The sequence below is a fragment of the Bacillus sp. FSL K6-1005 genome (genome assembly GCF_038000225.1).
GTDB lineage: Bacteria > Bacillota > Bacilli > Bacillales > Bacillaceae > Bacillus > Bacillus mojavensis.
This window is the reverse complement of sequence record NZ_JBBOBP010000001.1, coordinates 2030343-2046835: the sequence shown is the minus strand read 5'-3', so window position 1 is coordinate 2046835 and position 16493 is coordinate 2030343. Positions and strand designations below refer to the sequence as shown.

The following is a 16493-nucleotide window of genomic DNA, read 5'->3' as shown; positions in this document are numbered from 1 at the left end:
AGCATCACCTTCTCTTTAAATCAGTCACTAAAAGATTATTCCCTGTTGGTATTTATTTTAAAATAAAAGATCAAAAAGGATTTGAAAAAATGGCTGATTGTTAGGACGATGTAAAGTGACGGTAAGGATCGTTGAAAATGTCTTCTTTATGTAATGACGCTGAAATTTTCTGAAATGTATAGGGCGAATGAAGGAAGTTCATGCAATTTGTAGAAATATTGAGGGATAGGTTTTGAAGAAGGAGTGTTTACGCATGGAAACTCTCGATGTCGAGACAAATTCAGGTCTGAAAGAGGAACTGAAGCGCCTCAAAGAAGAAAATGATCGGCTGAAAAAGGAATTACATCAGCATCAAGTGATTGTGAACAATACGCTCGATGCTATTTTTATATGTGATAATGAAATGAAAATCGTGCAGGCAAATGAAGCAACAGCAAGGATGCTTCAAGTGGATGCGGAAGGTTTGAAAGAGCGTTCCGTTATTGATTTTTTGTTTTCTATTCCAAAGGATGAGCTGGACCTTTCCGTAAAGAAGTTTTTTAAGAAAGGTTTTCTGTGGAAGGAGGTTCCAATCCGGCTGGACAGCGGAGCGACAAAATATATTGAGTTTCTTGCCAAAAGAGGGATTGGTGAAGATTTCTTTTTTGTCGTTATGAGAGATATTTCTTCAAAGAAAATTCTGGAGCGGGAATTTTCCATGAATGAACAACTTTTTAAGGACTTGTTTGACAGAGCCGTTGACGGAATCGTTCTATTTGATAAAGACGGCGGCTTTATTGATGCCAATCTGTCCTTTTGCAAAAGCTTTGAAATCGATCAGAATGAGCTGTCACATTTGTCGCTGTATCAATTTATAGACAGCGGCTCACGAAAAGATTTCGATAACATTTGGCACACGCTCTATCGAAAGGGAAAAGCAAAGGGCGAGCTGCCTGTCAGGCTTCGTTCAGGAGATCAGAAGCTGTTTGAATTTACGATTACGTCTAACATCATCAGCGGTTTTTATATGTCGATTATGCGGGATATCACTGAGAAGAGATCCATGGAGCTCCAGCTATTTAAAAGTGAGGAGCGCTTCAGAGAAATTTTTGAAAACGCCATGGATGCCATTATCATCTGGTCGAATGACGGAAGAATCGTTAAGGCCAATCAGTCAGCCTGTAAAATTTTTGAACTGCCGATGAATTTGCTGTTAAAAAGAAAGCTGTGTGATTTTCTCGTGGACTCGAAGAAATACAGCATGACGAAGAGAAAATATGCAAAATACGGTGAGATCAGAGAAGAGATGCTGTTTCAAATGGGAAACGGGCAGTTCAAAGAGCTTGAATTTACTTCAAAGCGGACAATCCTTGAAAACCAGCACTTAACAATTCTAAGAAATGTCAGTGACCGAAAGCGGATGGAAAAGGAGCTTCGGGAAAGCGAGCTCAAATTCAGAAAAGTGTTCAACGGTTCAATGGACGGCAACGTATTATTCGACAATCAGTACCGAATCATCGACGCCAACCCGTTAGCGAGCGAGATTTTGGGCCTGCCGCATGAAGAACTAAAAAGACACAGCCTGCTTGATATTATATCTTCCTATGAAATAGAAAATTTGGCATCGCCGGCAAGGCAAATTAATTTCGATGAAATGGATAATGAAATTCCATTTTTGCTTAGCAGCAATGATTATAGAAAACTAGAATTTTCATTTAAACGAAATATTATTCAAAATATGAACCTGGCTATCTTTAAAGATGTCACAGAGCGAAAAGAACTGGAAGAGCGCCTTCGCAAATCTGATACCCTCCATGTGGTTGGAGAACTCGCTGCCGGCATCGCTCACGAAATCAGAAATCCAATGACAGCCCTTAAAGGCTTCATTCAGCTCCTGAAAGGAAGTGTGGAGGGAGACTATTCTCTTTACTTCAACGTCATCACCTCAGAATTAAAGCGCATCGAATCCATCATCACAGAGTTTTTAATTTTAGCCAAGCCCCAGGCTATCATGTATGAGGAGAAACATGTGACACAAATTATGAAAGACACATTAGACCTTCTTAACGCGCAAGCCAATCTCAGCAACGTACAAATGCATCTGGATTTAGTCGGCGACATTCCGCCGATATACTGTGAACCGAATCAGCTGAAACAGGTTTTTATCAACATATTAAAGAATGCCATCGAAGTCATGCCTGACGGCGGCAATATTTATGTGACAATCAAAAAAGCTGATCAACATCATATTTTAATATCTTTAAAAGACGAAGGAGTCGGAATCACAGAGGATAAATTAAAGCGTCTCGGAGAACCGTTTTATACAACAAAGGAACGGGGAACTGGACTCGGGCTCATGGTAAGCTATAAAATTATTGAAGAACATCAAGGCAAAATAATGGTGGAAAGTGAAGAAGGAAAGGGAACTGTTTTCCATCTTACACTGCCCGTCCGGCAGAATTTTGAGGAAAGAAGGCTAGACGAATGAATTACTATACGACATCGGAAACGCCGCTCGGGAAACTCGCGATTGTCGAGGAAGAAGGCCGCATCACCCGTCTCTTTCTCAGTAAGGAAGATTTGATCGAGTGGAAAGAATCTGTTGAGGGTGCGGAGCAGTTAGAGACTGCTTTTCTGGCAGAAGCGAAAAAGCAGCTTCACGAATATTTTGCGGGGGAAAGAAGGACATTCTCACTGCCATTGAGCCAAAAGGGCACGCCTTTTCAGCAAAAAGTATGGGAGGCGCTTGCCATGATTCCATATGGTGAATCACGAAGCTATGCTGATATCGCCGTTGCGGTAGGCAGTCCGAAAGCGGTACGTGCTGTCGGACAGGCAAATAAACGAAATGACCTGCCGATATTTGTCCCATGCCACAGAGTGATTGGCAAAAACAGCACGTTAACAGGGTATGCCGGAAGCAAAACTGACATCAAAGCTTATTTGCTTAGCATCGAGCAAATCTCCTACAAAGAAAAATAAAACATATGGCACGTTCCCTTTTTTCGCTGCCGACATATGATTTTACTAAGTTAAAAAAGTTGGTCTGATGAAAGAGGAGGACAAAGCAATTGAAGCCGAGCCGCTCTGAGAAAATTGCCGTTTTTGCCGAACTGCTTGTGAAACTGCATATCTTATCCAGCGCTCAAAAAGATGAAATGATCAATATGAATATGAGTAAACAAAAAAACCGCTGACTCGGCCCTTTATGAGCAAAGTCTTCAGCGGTTGTTTAATGAACCTTTTCGCCTGTGAACAGCTTGTCAATTTCTTCTTCATAGGAACCAGTCATAATCCCTTTTTCAGTAATGATCCCAGAAATAAGATGGTGAGGTGTAATATCAAAAGCAGGATTAAAGACAGGCACTTCAGCTGGAGCGGTCCGGACGCCGGAAATGTTCCTGACTTCATCAGGATCCCGTTCCTCTATCGGGATATCAGCCCCGCTTTTTACTTTAGTGTCAAAAGTAGATAAAGGTGCTGCTACAAAAAACGGAATATCGAAGGCGTTTGCTAAAATAGCAAGACCGTAAGTGCCAATTTTATTCGCAGTATCTCCGTTCCTTGCAATTCGGTCGGCGCCGACAATGACGGCAGAAATTTGTTTTTCTTTCATCGTATGGGCTGCCATACTGTCCGTAATCAGAGTGACGTCAATACCGCCCTGCATCAGCTCCCAAGCAGTAAGCCGTGAACCTTGAAGAACCGGTCTGGTTTCACAAGCATAAATATGAAGCCCCAAATCCTTTTGTTTGGCCAAATAAAACGGGGCAAGCGCGGTTCCATAGCGGCTTGTCGCGATAGAACCGGCATTGCAGATTGTCATAATCCGGTCGCCTTTTTTGAAAAGCTGAAGCGCGTTTTGGCCGATCATCCGGCACGTTTCTTCATCCTCGACTTGAATCTGAATCGCTTCATGGACAAGGTTGGTTTTTGCTTCATTTACAGAAATGGCGTTTTGAATTGATTGGCTCAGTCTTTCGAGCGCCCATGATAAATTGATCGCGGTCGGCCTTGAACTGTTCAAATCATTTTTGATATGATCCAATTCGCGGCGGAAATCCGCCACATTATCAGTTTCAATGTCTTTTGCCGCCAGCGCGAGCCCAAATGCTGCCGTAATGCCGATCGCCGGGGCTCCTCTCACTTTTAGTGAGACAATCGCGTCAAATACTTCTTCTTTCGTTGTCAGCTCCAGATATTCCGTGACATCAGGAAGCTTTTGCTGATTTAAAATCTTAATGGCTGTTTCTTTCCATTCAACAGAACGGGGAACAGCAAATGAATTGGTCATGGTTGAATCATTCCTTTACAAGTAACTTAAAACATTTAATAACATCTGTAATGGTTTTTAATTGTGAACGTTTTTCAATAAAGGCAGCACCGGTTTCCAACGCCAGCCGTTTTCTTTCGATTCGTTTATCAAACGGTACAATCGTATCCAGATCTGCGACATGGGCAAGGCCGATGGTGCGGCGTATCAGTTCGCAGCCGGCAAACCCAATTGTCTCTTCAAAAATATGGCTGAGTGTATCAGCGAGATAACCTTCGATTTTGGCATACACATCGAGGCTGTGTTTCTCCCAGGCTTCACTGAACGTTGTTTGAAACGTGTTCCAAACTTGTTTTACATGTTCATATAACGGATCTCGATCAGCACCGTCACGGCTGAGTGCATTTAACAATAAGTTGGCGATAAATTGGCCTACATCAAAACCGATTGGTCCGTAAAAAGCGAATTCAGGATCAATCACCTTTGTCTCAAGCTCGCTGGCAAAAATGCTTCCTGTATGCAGATCGCCATGAATCAGGGTTTCGGCAGATGTTAAAAATGACTTTTTCAGCTTAGCGGCTTCAACTTTGACCTTGTCATTTTTCCAAAGCTTTTCAACATATGGACGAAGCTCTTCCTCAAATTCATTTGTATCATGATCAAAGAAAGGATCTGTAAATACAAGTCTTTCGGTAATATCGCAGAGCTCAGGATTTGTAAACTGTTTAACAAGCTGTTTTTTCACCTTAGGCTCAAGTGCGTAATCAGAGGAGTAAAAAAGCGTTTTTCCTAAAAATTCTCCAACGTCGCGTGACAGGTTTGGATAATTTTCGCCTTCGAGAAGTCCTTTTCTAGCGATCTTCAGATGTGAAAGGTCCTCCATGACCGTGACCGCCAATGCGGTATCTGAATAGTAAACTCTCGGTACGAGGTGAGGGACGTGCTCACCCTGACGAATCAGTGCGCTGCTTTCAATTCTTGCCCGATCGATTGTCAGAGGCCAGCTTTCCCCGACAACTTTTGCGTAAGGAACCGCCTGTTTAATGATCAAAGCCCTGTCATTTTCTTGGTCATAAATATGAAAGACGTAGTTTAAATTTCCATCGCCGATTTCCTGGCATGTCAGCGTGCTTTTGCTTTGAAACAAGCCGAGTTTTACCGCCAAGGCGACAGCTGAGCTTTCATTTAACGTTTCGTATAAAGGTGTTTTTGTGACTGCCATCGTCATTCCCTCCAATTATGTAACATCTTGATATGTGTGCCGCAGAATGGCCGTAAAAAAGCCTCCTTCTCAGAGAGAAGGAGGCTTAACAATTATGTCCCGCCTCTCTTATCTCTCAGATCAGATCTGATGGAATTAGCACCGTGCCTTACGAGACCTCAGTCTCGGCGCCATGAAGATGCGCCCCATTTCACAATGGAATTACGGTCGGTTGCTGTTGGGGTCAAAAGGCCAATCCCTCGCCCAACTCTCGATAAGAGAATATATTCACTTGTTAAACAATTCTAATTTATCAGTTGATGAACATAGTAACAGGTGATTGTTTTAATTGTCAATATATTTTTTAATATAAATCTTTTCTGAGATCATCGAAAACAGGGATTTTCCCCCGTACCTCAACGCTTTCTTGGAGGTCAATTTCCGCTCTGACAATGCCTTCTTCTCGGCCGCCCTCTGCCAATATACGTCCCCAAGGGTCAATAATCAGGCTGTGCCCGGCGAATTCATTATCGGGATTAGCTCCTGTGCAATTGCAGGCAGCGACAAAGCATTGATTTTCAATGGCCCGCGCAATAAGCAGGCTTTTCCAATGATCAAGGCGGGGCAGAGGCCATTCCGCAGAAATGAACAGCACGTTAGCGCCTTTTGTCGTATGTTTTCTGATCCATTCCGGAAAACGGATATCATAACAGATCAATCCGGAGCTTTTGACGCCGTCAAGCTCGAAGTATCCATCCTCGGAACCGGCTGATAAATATACATGCTCATCCATCAGCTGAAAAAGATGGGCTTTGCTGTACTCTTTAATGATTTGTCCTTCCTTATCTGCGATGAACATTGTATTATAAACATCAGAACCCTTTCTGACAGCAACAGATCCTGCGATAATATGAACCCCGTGTTTTTTTGCGGTTCTTTGCAGCCAGCTTTGAGCAGTGTGCCCGTCTTCATCAGCAAGCTGATCAAGATTGGCAAGGTCGTAACCGGTCGTCCATAATTCAGGGAGAACAAGAACATCAGCATGTTTACTCTCTTTTTCGATTAAATATTCAGCTTTTTTTATATTTTCAGAAGGTTTTCCGTATGAAATATCAAATTGAAGACAAGATATGGTCCATTTCATTTTTTAACACCCCATATTTTTCTTTACTTTTTTCATTTAACCATATATGATACTGGACTATCATTTCAAGATTTTTTTAGAAGGTGAAAACAGATGAAATTTGAACATTCTCAAGTGTTGCAGGAACTGCCTAAACAATTCTTTGCTTCTCTAGTGCAGAAAGTGAATCGAAAGCTGAAAGAAGGACATGATGTCATTAATTTGGGGCAGGGGAATCCCGATCAGCCGACGCCCGAGCATATCGTGGAGGAAATGAAGCGAGCCGTTGCTCAGCCCGAAAATCATAAATACTCGTCATTCCGAGGTTCGCACAGTCTAAAATCAGCAGCGGCGGCATTTTATAACAGAGAATACGGCGTCCAGCTTGATCCGGAAACTGAAGTAGCCGTATTATTCGGCGGGAAAGCCGGTCTTGTCGAGCTGCCGCAATGCCTGCTAAATCCTGGGGATACGATTTTGGTTCCTGATCCCGGTTATCCGGATTATTGGTCCGGTGTCACGCTTGCGAAAGCGAAAATGGAAATGATGCCGCTCACTAAGGAGAAAGCGTTTCTTCCTGAATACGCAAGCATTCCCGCTGACATAAGAGAACAAGCGAAATTGATGTACTTGAATTATCCGAATAATCCGACTGGAGCCGTCGCTACCGCCGATTTTTTTGAAGAAACGGTGAGTTTTGCGAAAGAAAACGAAATCTGTGTGATCCATGATTTTGCTTACGGGGCAGTGGGCTTTGACGGACACAAGCCTTTAAGTTTTTTGCAGACTGAAGGCGCTAAGGATATCGGAATTGAAATTTACACACTGTCCAAAACATATAATATGGCGGGCTGGCGGGTCGGTTTTGCAGTTGGAAACGCCTCGGTCATAGAAGCGATCAATCTTTATCAAGACCATATGTTTGTCAGTCTTTTCAGAGCAACCCAGCAGGCTGCTGAGACGGCACTCCTATCAGAGCAGACTTGCGTAGCGGAGCAAAATGCCCGATATGAAAGCAGGCGCAACACTTGGGTAGCAGCATGCCGGGAAATCGGCTGGGATGTAACAGCACCGTCGGGTTCATTTTTTGCGTGGCTGCCGGTGCCTGAAGGCTATAGCTCTGAGCAATTCTCAGATCTCTTGCTTGAAAAAGCGAATGTGGCGGTGGCAGCTGGAAACGGTTTTGGTGAATATGGAGAAGGGTATGTCAGAGTGGGGCTCTTAACGAGTGAAGCTAGGCTCAAAGAAGCAGCTTACCGAATTGGCAAACTGAACCTGTTTACCCAAAAAAGCATTGACAAGATTCTTTAACGGTGGGATAATTCAAAATAATTTATAAAATCTATATTTTCTTATCAAGAGCAGGCAGAGGGACGAGCCCGATGAAGCCCGGCAACCGACTTGTAAAGCACGGTGCTAATTCTTGCAGCTGGCGGCTGAGAGATAAGATTCGGACGAGAAACGAAACCTCTTTAGACGCATTGCTGTTTGAAGAGGTTTTTTATATGGGTTAAAAAATGAAAGGAGCTCTGGCATGAGTGAATTATTAGCAACATATCTCCTGACCGATCCGGGAGCCGACACGGTGAAAAAAGCAGAACAAATCGCAACAGGGTTGACGGTGGGCTCTTGGACTGATCTGCCTCTGGTGAAGCAGGAGCAGATGCAAAAGCATAAGGGACGGGTTGTGAAGGTTGAGGAGAGAGAGGGACATCTTGCATCAGGAAAACAAGCGGTCATCACAATTGCTTATCCCGAGGTGAATTTTTCACAGGATATTCCGGCATTGCTGACAACTGTGTTTGGCAAGCTGTCGCTGGACGGAAAAATCAAATTAATAGATCTCGAATTTTCAGAAGCGTTTAAGCGTACACTTCCAGGACCGAAGTTTGGCGTATACGGCATCCGGAAGATGCTTGGAGAGTTTGAAAGACCGCTGTTAATGAGCATTTTTAAAGGGGTCATCGGAAGGGACCTGAATGATATTAAAGAACAGCTCAGGCAGCAGGCACTGGGCGGGGTTGACTTAATCAAAGACGATGAAATTTTCTTTGAGACGGGTTTAGCACCTTTTGAAACAAGAATTACAGAGGGAAAACAAATTTTGAAAGAAACATACGAGCAGACCGGCCATAAAACGCTGTATGCAGTGAATTTGACTGGAAGAACGGCAGAGCTTAAAGGTAAAGCAAGACGCGCCGCTGAATTGGGAGCGGATACGCTTTTATTTAATGTCTTCGCTTACGGTTTGGACGTCATGCAAAGCCTTGCGGAAGATCCGGACATATCAATCCCCATTATGGCGCACCCTGCAGTCAGCGGGGCATTTACGTCCTCACCGTTTTATGGGTTTTCCCATGCCCTTTTGCTCGGAAAATTAAACCGATATTGCGGCGCTGACTTCAGTCTGTTCCCTTCTCCATACGGTTCTGTTGCGCTTCCGAGAGAAGACGCGCTGGCGATTCATGAAGAATGCGTAAAAGAAGATGCCTTTAACCAGACATTTGCCGTTCCGTCTGCTGGCATTCACCCTGGTATGGTTCCGCTTTTAATGCGTGATTTTGGCATTGATCATATTATTAACGCCGGAGGAGGCATACACGGACATCCAAACGGCGCCCAAGGCGGGGGCAAAGCGTTCAGAGCTATGATTGATGCGGTTTTGGAGGCGCAGCCGATTGAAGAAAAAGCCGGTCAATGCGAAGATTTGAAGCTTGCACTTGATAAATGGGGAAAGGCTGAAGCCGTATGACGTCTCAAAAACCGTTGATTATATGTGATTTTGATGGAACCATCACGATGAACGACAACATTATAAACATTATGAAAACATTCGCTCCGCCGGAGTGGACTGCGTTAAAAGACGGCGTGCTCTCCAAAACAATGTCGATCCAAGAAGGCGTCGGGCGGATGTTCGGCCTTCTGCCGAGCAGTTTAAAAGAGGAGATTACGAGATTTGTAATAGAAGACGCAAAAATCAGGGACGGCTTTCGGGAATTTGTCGCATTTGTTAACGAGCATGAACTCCCGTTTTATGTCGTAAGCGGGGGGATGGACTTTTTTGTTTATCCGCTGCTTGAAGGAATTGTTGAGAAAGATCATATTTATTGCAACCGTGCTTCATTTGAGAACGAATTCATTCATATTGATTGGCCTCATTCTTGCAAAGGCACATGCACAAATCAATGCGGGTGCTGCAAGCCAACTGTTATTAACGAGCTTTGTGAGCCGGATCAATACATCATCATGATCGGTGACTCCGTTACCGACGTGGAGGCGGCAAAGCTGTCTGATCTTTGCTTTGCAAGGGATTATTTATTAAATGAATGCAAGGAGCATCATCTGAATCATATGCCATACCATGATTTTCATGAAATAAAGAAAGCAATTGAAGACGTAACGGAGGTAAAGAAATGGCTGCAAAACAAGAGCGCTGGGGAGAGCTTGCCGAAGTAAAACGGGAATTGGCAGAAAGAGATTGGTTTCCGGCGACCAGCGGCAACCTGTCCATCAAGGTTTCCGATGAGCCATTGCAATTTCTCGTAACGGCGAGCGGAAAAGATAAACGAAAAGAAACGGATGAAGACTTCCTGTTGGTGGATCAGAACGGAGAGCCTGCCGAAAGCGGACATCATCTAAAACCGTCAGCGGAAACGCTTTTGCATACGCACCTGTACAATAAAACAAATGCCGGATGCTGCCTTCATATTCATACGGTAAACAATAACGTCATCTCAGAGCTGTATGGAGATCAAAAACAAATCACTTTTAAAGGACAGGAAATTATAAAAGCGCTTGGCCTGTGGGAAGAGAATGCAGAAGTGTCCATTCCAATTATAGAAAATCCGGCTCATATTCCGACTCTCGCAACGCTTTTCGCGGATCAGGTTACTGGAGATTCAGGAGCTGTCCTGATCCGGAACCATGGCATTACGGCTTGGGGAAGAACAGCGTTTGAAGCGAAAAGAGTGCTTGAAGCATATGAATTTTTATTCAGCTATCATTTGAAACTGAAAACACTCCAGCATCAGCTGGTTAAATAAAAGGGGGAACCGCAAATGGCAACAATTCGAATTCATGATGAGGCAAATACAACAATTGAAAATCAAGAAGAAGTGGCAAGCTTTCTGGACAGTCAAGAGGTAATCTATGAGCAATGGAATATCGCTAAGCTCCCTGTGCAGATTTCAGAAAAATATGACCTGTCTGAAAAAGAAAAACAACAGATTCTTGACACCTTCGACGCCGAAATTAAAGATATTTCAGCCCGCCGCGGCTACAAAGCCCAAGATGTCATCTCTTTGTCTGACGCTAATCCGAAACTGGATGAACTGCTTGAAAACTTTAAAAGAGAACATCACCATACAGACGATGAAGTCCGTTTTATCGTAAGCGGCCACGGGATTTTCGTCATTCAAGGCAAGGACGGCACATTTTTTGATGTCCGTTTAAATCCTGGAGATTTAATCTCAGTACCTGAAAATATCCGCCATTACTTCACGCTTCAAGAAGATCGCAAAGTTGTGGCGGTGCGGATTTTTGTTACATCTGAAGGCTGGGTTCCGATTTATGAAAAAGACAGCGTAAACCAATAAGAAGAAAAAGCCCCGTTTATAAAAGCGGGGCTTTTTAATTTATCGTAAACGCCATTCCTCGTATTGGGACATTTCTTTTTTGATCGGCGTCCAAATCAAACCGAGAACGGCAGCATCGTCAAGAATTCCTAAACCGAGCACGAAGTCCGGAATCATATCAATCGGCATGATGATGTAAAAGACAGCAGCTGTCAGAAGCAAAAGTGTTTTCATCTGTGAACGGGGATAGTCACCGTTTCGCCAATCACGGAGCATTTGGCAAAAGATTGTAATATGATTGATTAATTTTTTGCGGGTTTTTCTTTTCAGAATAGCTTTTCCGCCTGCTGCACCGAGCATTATCGCTTTTTTTTTCTTCATTTAGCATTCCTCCTGCCTGCCGGTGTGTTTAAGATGGTCTTCGTCTGGGTATTGTTCTTCTAATCCTATCAATATATCTATTATAAATGAAAAATTAAGTTATTTAATAAAAATATGTTTACAAATAAAGTATAATCTGTAATAATGCACAATAACCCAATCAAACTTGTTTCCTATTTCTTAGCGGCGAGGGGTGAATTGAATGGGCTGTTCTTCTGAACAAGAAAGATTGCTGGTGTCTATTGATGAAAAAAGAAAGTTAATGATAGACGCCGCTAGTAAGCAGGGATTTACAGGGCATGACACAATCAGACACAGTCAGGAGCTGGATTCTTTAATGAACGAATACCACCAGCTCATGCAAGAAAGCGAACATTCCCAAGGAATTCAAGGCCTTGTGAAGAAATTAGGCTTGTGGCCCCGAAGAGACGTCATGCCTGCATATGATGCACATAAATAGCGGCGCTATCTGATGCATATATAAAGAGAGAGCTTTTCAGAAGCGCTCTTTTTTTCTGGGAAAATTTCATACGAAAGAGGGAACTGATGAAAGAACTGGCGGTAGTCATTACTGAAATGATAAACCAATTTCATGATGCTTTTATTTCGATATGCGGGGTGCTTGGCATTCAATTAACCGACAAAGAAATGCATTTTTGGGTAATTGGGATATTTGGCATCTTCTTTTTCGCTGTCACTCACGCTGTATTTACATGGCTTTCTAAATGGAGCTTGACGGCTTTGTCCTTTATCTATACCGTAACGGTCATCATTGTGATCGTATTTGCAATTGAGATTCAGCAAAAAGTGACCGGACGGGGAAATATGGAGTTTTTAGATGCAACAGAAGGGTTAAAAGGCTTTTTGGTGTTCTTTGTCATCTTTTTGCTTTTAAAAATGCTTCTGCGTTTGATCCGATTCTTCTTTTCAGGAGGAGCTGTAAGCAAGGGGAATGGAAATGCCCGTTCCCGAAAATAAAATAAGCCCTCCTGAGACTGTCAGGGGGCTAGGAAGAGGAGACGGGGAGGGTAATGGTAACCTCGGTTCCTCTTCGTACTTCACTTTCTATATGAATGGAACCTCCGTACATCAGAACGATCCGTTTACATACGACAAGCCCGAGGCCGGTTCCTTTTTCTTTAGAAGTGACAAATGGAAGAAAGATATGTTCCAGCATTTCCTGTGATATCCCTTCGCCGTTATCCATCACTTTTATAATGGCCTTTTTATCAAATGCTCCTAAGGAAATTGTGAGTTTGCCGCCTTCTGGCATAGACTCAAGGCCATTTTTCGCAACATTCAAAATGACTTGTTTAATATGGTCTTTTGTACATTTTACTTTTAGAGGTTTATCAGTTAAAAATGTTAACTCTACCTCCACATTATATAAATTTCCTTCAGAATAAATGATCGGCATAATTTCTTCGATAATATCCTGAAGCGAGTTAAGCTCCCATTTCTCAGCTGTCGGTTTTCCGAGAACTAAAAACTCACTCACAATTTGGTTGATACGTTTAATCTCTTGGTCGATAATTGAAAAGTAAAGCTGATCCTCTTCACCTTTATATTTCTTTTGCAGCAGCTGAATAAAACCGCTTATGCCGGTGAGCGGATTGCGGATTTCGTGAGCCGTGCTGGCAGCAAGCGTTCCGATCAGCTCTAATTTTTGCTGCTCATTTTCCGAGCGCTCCAGTTGGGTCCGCCGCTTCAGCAAATAATAAAGCACAAGAATAAAAAGAATATTCAGCAAAACGATAATACAGGAAAGAGGAAGCACAAGGCTTTTACTCAGCTCCTCTATTGAGACAGGATTCGGGTATACTTTCATATTCCAGCTGATATCATCGAGATAACCGCTGACAGGTTTTTGCTCCTTTGCGTGAGAAGCCTGTCCGCTTGAGAAAATCATTTTGTCATTTTCATTCACAACTTCAATATAGACATCAGGGCTCAGCAAGTTAATCAGGTTTTGCAGATAGTCAATTTGTATAGCTGCCACAAGGTAATCTGTGACATTTTTCTTTTCGTCCAGCGCGGGAACACAAATTGTAAAAATCGGCTGGCCTGTAATTCTGCTTGAATAGCTGTCTGTAATGATAGTCTTTTTTGTTTGTTTTGCTTTTGTAAAAAAGGATCTGTCAGCCAGATTGACTTTAGTTTTTAATTCTGTTGCGCTGGCAGTGACATCTCCTTTGGCATTGAGCAAATAAAGACCGGAAAACCTTGGTTCGGAATCAAACGTTTTTTCTAAAACAGTTTTCATTTTTTTAATATCTATCGGTCTGTCGATAGCAATTGACAAGGAAGTCATTCTCGCTTTTGTTTCGCCGATTAAATAATTTATTTTGTTGCGGTGAAGATTCAGCATAACACTGGCTTCTTGCTTATGTTCGGCAGCTATTGTTTCTTTTTCCTTTTCATAGACGAAAAAGCTTATGACGAGTGCCGGAATCACTACTAGTGCAATATAAAGCTTAATTCTCCCGCAGGCGCCTTTTAGTATTTTCAATTTGCATCGCTCCAACATACACCTGATTAGAGGTATTATATCATTGTTTCTTCTTGTTTAATAAGAAAAAATAACCAAAATAATTAAGAAAAACAAGTTGTTCACATGAATAATAAAAAAGAAGAGAAATATTGGAAAGATTTTTATTGACATTTCGGTATTTGTTTATTAATGTTTCTCTGTAACGGTTTCTAAAAGGATGATTGAGACATGACAGAAAAATCACTGAAGTTATTTATCGTGCTGTCGCGCGCGTATCGGTCTATTAATGATCATATGAATAAGCATATTCATAAGCATGGACTGAATCCTACTGAATTTGCTGTGCTGGAGCTGTTATATCATAAAGGTGATCAGCCGCTGCAGCAGATAGGGGATAAAATTCTCTTGGCCAGCGGGAGCATCACCTACGTCGTAGATAAGCTTGAGCAAAAAGAGCTCCTTATTCGGAAAGCATCACCTACAGACAGACGAGTAACATTTGCACAAATTACCGAAAAAGGCATCAGTCTTTTGGATGATATTTTCCCTGATCATGCAGCTGAGATTGATGAAATGATCAGTGTATTAAGCGAAGAAGAAGTTGAACTGTGCACTGAAATGTTAAAAAGGGTAGGATTAAACGCAAAACAGTTTCATAATAAGTAAAAAAAGGAAGCCTTGTGATAGATAAGGCTTCCTTTTTTACTATTTTTCATTTGTTTCCGCTGCGCCTCTTGGCAAGATGAGAACTTCAACCCGTCTGTTTTTGCTTCGGCCTTCCGCAGTTTTGTTGGAGGCCACTGGTTTATACTCCCCATAGCCTTTGGCACTGAAAACTTTGGCATCAAGCTTAGGGTTCTCAATCAGAAGCCCCATGAAGTTTACGGCTCTCATTACACTTAAATGCCAGTTCGACTGAAATTCTGAATTTCTAATCGGCATATTGTCTGTATGTCCGCTGATAATAATGTTTCTCGGCGGATTAATCACGAGAAGGTTTGAAATCTCTTTTGCAAGCGGAATGTCTTCCTTGCGGATGGTCGCTTTTCCTGAATCAAAGAAGATGCTGTCTTTAATCGTGATCAGAAGACCTTCCTTAGTCATCTTTGTTTCCAGCTGATGCTCCATCTTTTTATCTTTAATGAACTTTTCCACCTGGCTCTGCACATTTTTAAGTTCTTCTTGATCAGCTGCTTTTTCCTTTAGTTTCTTGTTTTCCTTTTTCTCTTCTTTTTCCTTTTCCACTTCATCGATTCCGTCTGACTCATTTTTAGGAGGGGTGACGCTGGAATAATCCAATACGCCGGTTCCGCCTGTAAAGACTTCATTAAATGATTTAGAAAGCATTTGAAACTTAGCTGCGTCAATCGAGCTGCTCGCGTACAGCACAATAAACAGTGCTAGGAGAAGGGTAAGGATATCGGCGTAAGGAACCAGCCATGATTCATCAACGTGCTCGTCCTCATGCTTCTTCTTCTTTTTTCTCGCCATTTTGCGCCTCTCCTTCTCGTTCTGCAAATTTCAAACGGTCCTTCGCAGGAAGGTACATTAAAAGTTTTTGCTCGATCACTTTCGGTGCCTGTCCTTCTAAAACGGACAGTACGCCTTCAATCATAATTTCACGGAGCTTGACTTCCTGTTTTGACTTGCGTTTTAATTTGTTTGCAAAAGGATGCCATAATACATATCCCGTAAAGATACCGAGAAGGGTGGCTACAAAGGCTGCACTGATGGCGTGACCAAGTTCATCTGTATTGTCCATATGAGAAAGCGCGGCAATCAGTCCGATAACAGCACCGAGCACCCCAAGTGTCGGCGCGTAAGTTCCCGCCTGTGTAAAAATGGCGGCTCCGGCCTGGTGTCTGTCCTCCATCGCTTCAACTTCTTCAGTCATGATATCTCTGATAAATTCTGCGCTTTGCCCGTCAACAGCCATGCTGAGGCCGTTTTTCAGAAACGCGTCATCTACATTTTCAATACTTGCTTCCAAAGCCAGCAGACCTTCACGGCGTGCAAGCTGAGCCCATTCAGAGAACATAGGAATGAGTTCTTCTATTGTCAGCTGTTTGTTTTCTTTAAATAGCACACGGAACAGCACAGGCACTTTTTTAATTTCTTTCGTTGGGAACGCAATGACTACCGCTGATATCGTTCCGGCGATGATAATTAAAATGGCAGCGGGATTTGCAAGAGCAGCGAAACTGACGCCCTTCAGAACCATTCCCACACTCAATGCAACAAAAGCAAGAATAATACCGATAATCGAAGTTTTATCCATAATTTTCACCAAATCCTTTTTTACTAGCTTGTCTATGGTTAATATCGGTATCAGTGTCTGGAACTTTAGGGACATTGTGAAATTGTTCATGAAATATTCAAGGAAGATACATAGAAGGGAGAAATAAACAAACGCGGGCTTTTCAGCATGGAAAAGCCCGCGGGTTTTAACGGTACCGCGATAGATTGGTGGG

Annotated in this window: 18 protein-coding genes and 2 riboswitches; of the genes, 11 read left to right on the top strand and 7 right to left on the bottom strand. The window is 42.6% G+C overall.

The window, feature by feature from the left end:
- The first annotated feature begins 253 nt into the window (after positions 1-253).
- The 3 genes from NST16_RS10660 to NST16_RS10650 all read left to right on the top strand — a co-directional run bounded on the left by NST16_RS10660 (position 254) and on the right by NST16_RS10650 (position 3176).
- Complete coding sequence (locus tag NST16_RS10660; RefSeq protein ID WP_268505515.1) at positions 254-2467, top strand: PAS domain-containing sensor histidine kinase; 2214 nt, start codon at positions 254-256, stop codon at positions 2465-2467.
- Positions 2464-2961 (top strand): methylated-DNA--[protein]-cysteine S-methyltransferase, encoded by a 498-nt coding sequence (locus tag NST16_RS10655; RefSeq protein WP_268505517.1) that lies wholly within the window; start codon positions 2464-2466, stop codon positions 2959-2961. The genes NST16_RS10660 and NST16_RS10655 overlap by 4 nt, the downstream gene beginning before the upstream one ends.
- Before the next feature lie 89 nt (positions 2962-3050).
- On the top strand, positions 3051-3176 hold the full coding sequence (locus tag NST16_RS10650; RefSeq protein ID WP_010333997.1) for a hypothetical protein: 126 nt from the start codon (positions 3051-3053) through the stop codon (positions 3174-3176).
- A 35-nt stretch (positions 3177-3211) separates the two neighbouring features.
- Here NST16_RS10650 and mtnA read toward each other — a convergent pair whose 3' ends face one another.
- From mtnA to NST16_RS10635, 3 genes are all read right to left on the bottom strand, one after another.
- Positions 3212-4273 carry an S-methyl-5-thioribose-1-phosphate isomerase gene (mtnA, locus tag NST16_RS10645; protein ID WP_268505519.1) on the bottom strand — a complete coding sequence of 354 codons (1062 nt, stop codon included), beginning with the start codon at positions 4271-4273 and terminating at the stop codon, positions 3212-3214.
- A gap of 7 nt (positions 4274-4280) precedes the next feature.
- On the bottom strand, positions 4281-5474 hold the full coding sequence (mtnK, locus tag NST16_RS10640; RefSeq protein ID WP_268448682.1) for an S-methyl-5-thioribose kinase: 1194 nt from the start codon (positions 5472-5474) through the stop codon (positions 4281-4283).
- 105 nt (positions 5475-5579) lie between these two features.
- A riboswitch (SAM riboswitch) is annotated at positions 5580-5734 on the bottom strand.
- A gap of 83 nt (positions 5735-5817) precedes the next feature.
- Positions 5818-6597: a carbon-nitrogen family hydrolase gene (locus tag NST16_RS10635; RefSeq protein ID WP_340886361.1), complete on the bottom strand. Its 780-nt coding sequence runs from the start codon at positions 6595-6597 to the stop codon at positions 5818-5820.
- 93 nt (positions 6598-6690) lie between these two features.
- Between NST16_RS10635 and NST16_RS10630 the strand changes: the two genes are divergently transcribed.
- The 5 genes from NST16_RS10630 to NST16_RS10610 all read left to right on the top strand — a co-directional run bounded on the left by NST16_RS10630 (position 6691) and on the right by NST16_RS10610 (position 11171).
- Complete coding sequence (locus tag NST16_RS10630; protein ID WP_340886358.1) at positions 6691-7887, top strand: pyridoxal phosphate-dependent aminotransferase; 1197 nt, start codon at positions 6691-6693, stop codon at positions 7885-7887.
- Between the two features lie 38 nt (positions 7888-7925).
- Positions 7926-8026, top strand: a riboswitch (SAM riboswitch).
- An 84-nt stretch (positions 8027-8110) separates the two neighbouring features.
- Positions 8111-9328 (top strand): 2,3-diketo-5-methylthiopentyl-1-phosphate enolase, encoded by a 1218-nt coding sequence (gene mtnW / locus NST16_RS10625; protein ID WP_340886356.1) that lies wholly within the window; start codon positions 8111-8113, stop codon positions 9326-9328.
- Positions 9325-10032, top strand: a complete 708-nt coding sequence (gene mtnX, locus NST16_RS10620; protein WP_340886352.1) for a 2-hydroxy-3-keto-5-methylthiopentenyl-1-phosphate phosphatase — start codon at positions 9325-9327, stop codon at positions 10030-10032. Before mtnW ends, mtnX begins: the two co-directional genes overlap by 4 nt.
- Positions 9990-10619 carry a methylthioribulose 1-phosphate dehydratase gene (locus NST16_RS10615; protein ID WP_010334004.1) on the top strand — a complete coding sequence of 210 codons (630 nt, stop codon included), beginning with the start codon at positions 9990-9992 and terminating at the stop codon, positions 10617-10619. The genes mtnX and NST16_RS10615 overlap by 43 nt, the downstream gene beginning before the upstream one ends.
- A gap of 15 nt (positions 10620-10634) precedes the next feature.
- Positions 10635-11171 (top strand): 1,2-dihydroxy-3-keto-5-methylthiopentene dioxygenase, encoded by a 537-nt coding sequence (locus NST16_RS10610; protein ID WP_340886347.1) that lies wholly within the window; start codon positions 10635-10637, stop codon positions 11169-11171.
- A 39-nt stretch (positions 11172-11210) separates the two neighbouring features.
- On the opposite strand, the gene NST16_RS10605 is transcribed toward NST16_RS10610, so the two are convergent.
- The gene (locus NST16_RS10605; RefSeq protein ID WP_340886344.1) at positions 11211-11531 is read right to left on the bottom strand and encodes a YkvA family protein; all 321 of its coding nucleotides are present in this window, start codon (positions 11529-11531) and stop codon (positions 11211-11213) included.
- 202 nt (positions 11532-11733) lie between these two features.
- Between NST16_RS10605 and NST16_RS10600 the strand changes: the two genes are divergently transcribed.
- On the top strand, positions 11734-11991 hold the full coding sequence (locus tag NST16_RS10600) for an aspartyl-phosphate phosphatase Spo0E family protein (RefSeq protein ID WP_010334007.1): 258 nt from the start codon (positions 11734-11736) through the stop codon (positions 11989-11991).
- 86 nt (positions 11992-12077) lie between these two features.
- On the top strand, positions 12078-12509 hold the full coding sequence (locus NST16_RS10595; RefSeq protein ID WP_340886340.1) for a hypothetical protein: 432 nt from the start codon (positions 12078-12080) through the stop codon (positions 12507-12509).
- A 28-nt stretch (positions 12510-12537) separates the two neighbouring features.
- Here NST16_RS10595 and NST16_RS10590 read toward each other — a convergent pair whose 3' ends face one another.
- Positions 12538-14058, bottom strand: a complete 1521-nt coding sequence (locus NST16_RS10590) for an ATP-binding protein (protein ID WP_340886336.1) — start codon at positions 14056-14058, stop codon at positions 12538-12540.
- Between the two features lie 192 nt (positions 14059-14250).
- Here NST16_RS10590 and mhqR point away from each other — a divergent pair, with 192 nt between their 5' ends.
- Positions 14251-14688 (top strand): MarR family transcriptional regulator MhqR, encoded by a 438-nt coding sequence (gene mhqR, locus NST16_RS10585; RefSeq protein WP_010334010.1) that lies wholly within the window; start codon positions 14251-14253, stop codon positions 14686-14688.
- 39 nt (positions 14689-14727) lie between these two features.
- Here mhqR and motB read toward each other — a convergent pair whose 3' ends face one another.
- Positions 14728-15513 (bottom strand): flagellar motor protein MotB, encoded by a 786-nt coding sequence (gene motB / locus NST16_RS10580; protein WP_029441222.1) that lies wholly within the window; start codon positions 15511-15513, stop codon positions 14728-14730.
- Positions 15485-16300 carry a flagellar motor stator protein MotA gene (gene motA, locus NST16_RS10575; protein ID WP_029441223.1) on the bottom strand — a complete coding sequence of 272 codons (816 nt, stop codon included), beginning with the start codon at positions 16298-16300 and terminating at the stop codon, positions 15485-15487. The genes motB and motA overlap by 29 nt, the downstream gene beginning before the upstream one ends.
- Positions 16301-16493 lie beyond the last annotated feature (193 nt).

Excerpts from the sequence above, each read along its gene's own strand:
- NST16_RS10600 (WP_010334007.1), top strand. The coding sequence starts at position 11,734 with ATGGGCTGTTCTTCTGAACAAGAAAGATTGCTGGTGTCTATTGATGAA.
- NST16_RS10590 (WP_340886336.1), bottom strand. The coding sequence starts at position 14,058 with ATGTTGGAGCGATGCAAATTGAAAATACTAAAAGGCGCCTGCGGGAGA.
- NST16_RS10595 (WP_340886340.1), top strand. The coding sequence starts at position 12,078 with ATGAAAGAACTGGCGGTAGTCATTACTGAAATGATAAACCAATTTCAT.
- NST16_RS10615 (WP_010334004.1), top strand. The coding sequence starts at position 9,990 with ATGGCTGCAAAACAAGAGCGCTGGGGAGAGCTTGCCGAAGTAAAACGG.
- NST16_RS10630 (WP_340886358.1), top strand. The coding sequence starts at position 6,691 with ATGAAATTTGAACATTCTCAAGTGTTGCAGGAACTGCCTAAACAATTC.
- motB (WP_029441222.1), bottom strand. The coding sequence starts at position 15,513 with ATGGCGAGAAAAAAGAAGAAGAAGCATGAGGACGAGCACGTTGATGAA.
- NST16_RS10660 (WP_268505515.1), top strand. The coding sequence starts at position 254 with ATGGAAACTCTCGATGTCGAGACAAATTCAGGTCTGAAAGAGGAACTG.
- motA (WP_029441223.1), bottom strand. The coding sequence starts at position 16,300 with ATGGATAAAACTTCGATTATCGGTATTATTCTTGCTTTTGTTGCATTG.
- NST16_RS10605 (WP_340886344.1), bottom strand. The coding sequence starts at position 11,531 with ATGAAGAAAAAAAAAGCGATAATGCTCGGTGCAGCAGGCGGAAAAGCT.
- mtnK (WP_268448682.1), bottom strand. The coding sequence starts at position 5,474 with ATGGCAGTCACAAAAACACCTTTATACGAAACGTTAAATGAAAGCTCA.
- mtnA (WP_268505519.1), bottom strand. The coding sequence starts at position 4,273 with ATGACCAATTCATTTGCTGTTCCCCGTTCTGTTGAATGGAAAGAAACA.
- NST16_RS10610 (WP_340886347.1), top strand. The coding sequence starts at position 10,635 with ATGGCAACAATTCGAATTCATGATGAGGCAAATACAACAATTGAAAAT.
- NST16_RS10655 (WP_268505517.1), top strand. The coding sequence starts at position 2,464 with ATGAATTACTATACGACATCGGAAACGCCGCTCGGGAAACTCGCGATT.
- mhqR (WP_010334010.1), top strand. The coding sequence starts at position 14,251 with ATGACAGAAAAATCACTGAAGTTATTTATCGTGCTGTCGCGCGCGTAT.
- NST16_RS10635 (WP_340886361.1), bottom strand. The coding sequence starts at position 6,597 with ATGAAATGGACCATATCTTGTCTTCAATTTGATATTTCATACGGAAAA.
- mtnX (WP_340886352.1), top strand. The coding sequence starts at position 9,325 with ATGACGTCTCAAAAACCGTTGATTATATGTGATTTTGATGGAACCATC.
- mtnW (WP_340886356.1), top strand. The coding sequence starts at position 8,111 with ATGAGTGAATTATTAGCAACATATCTCCTGACCGATCCGGGAGCCGAC.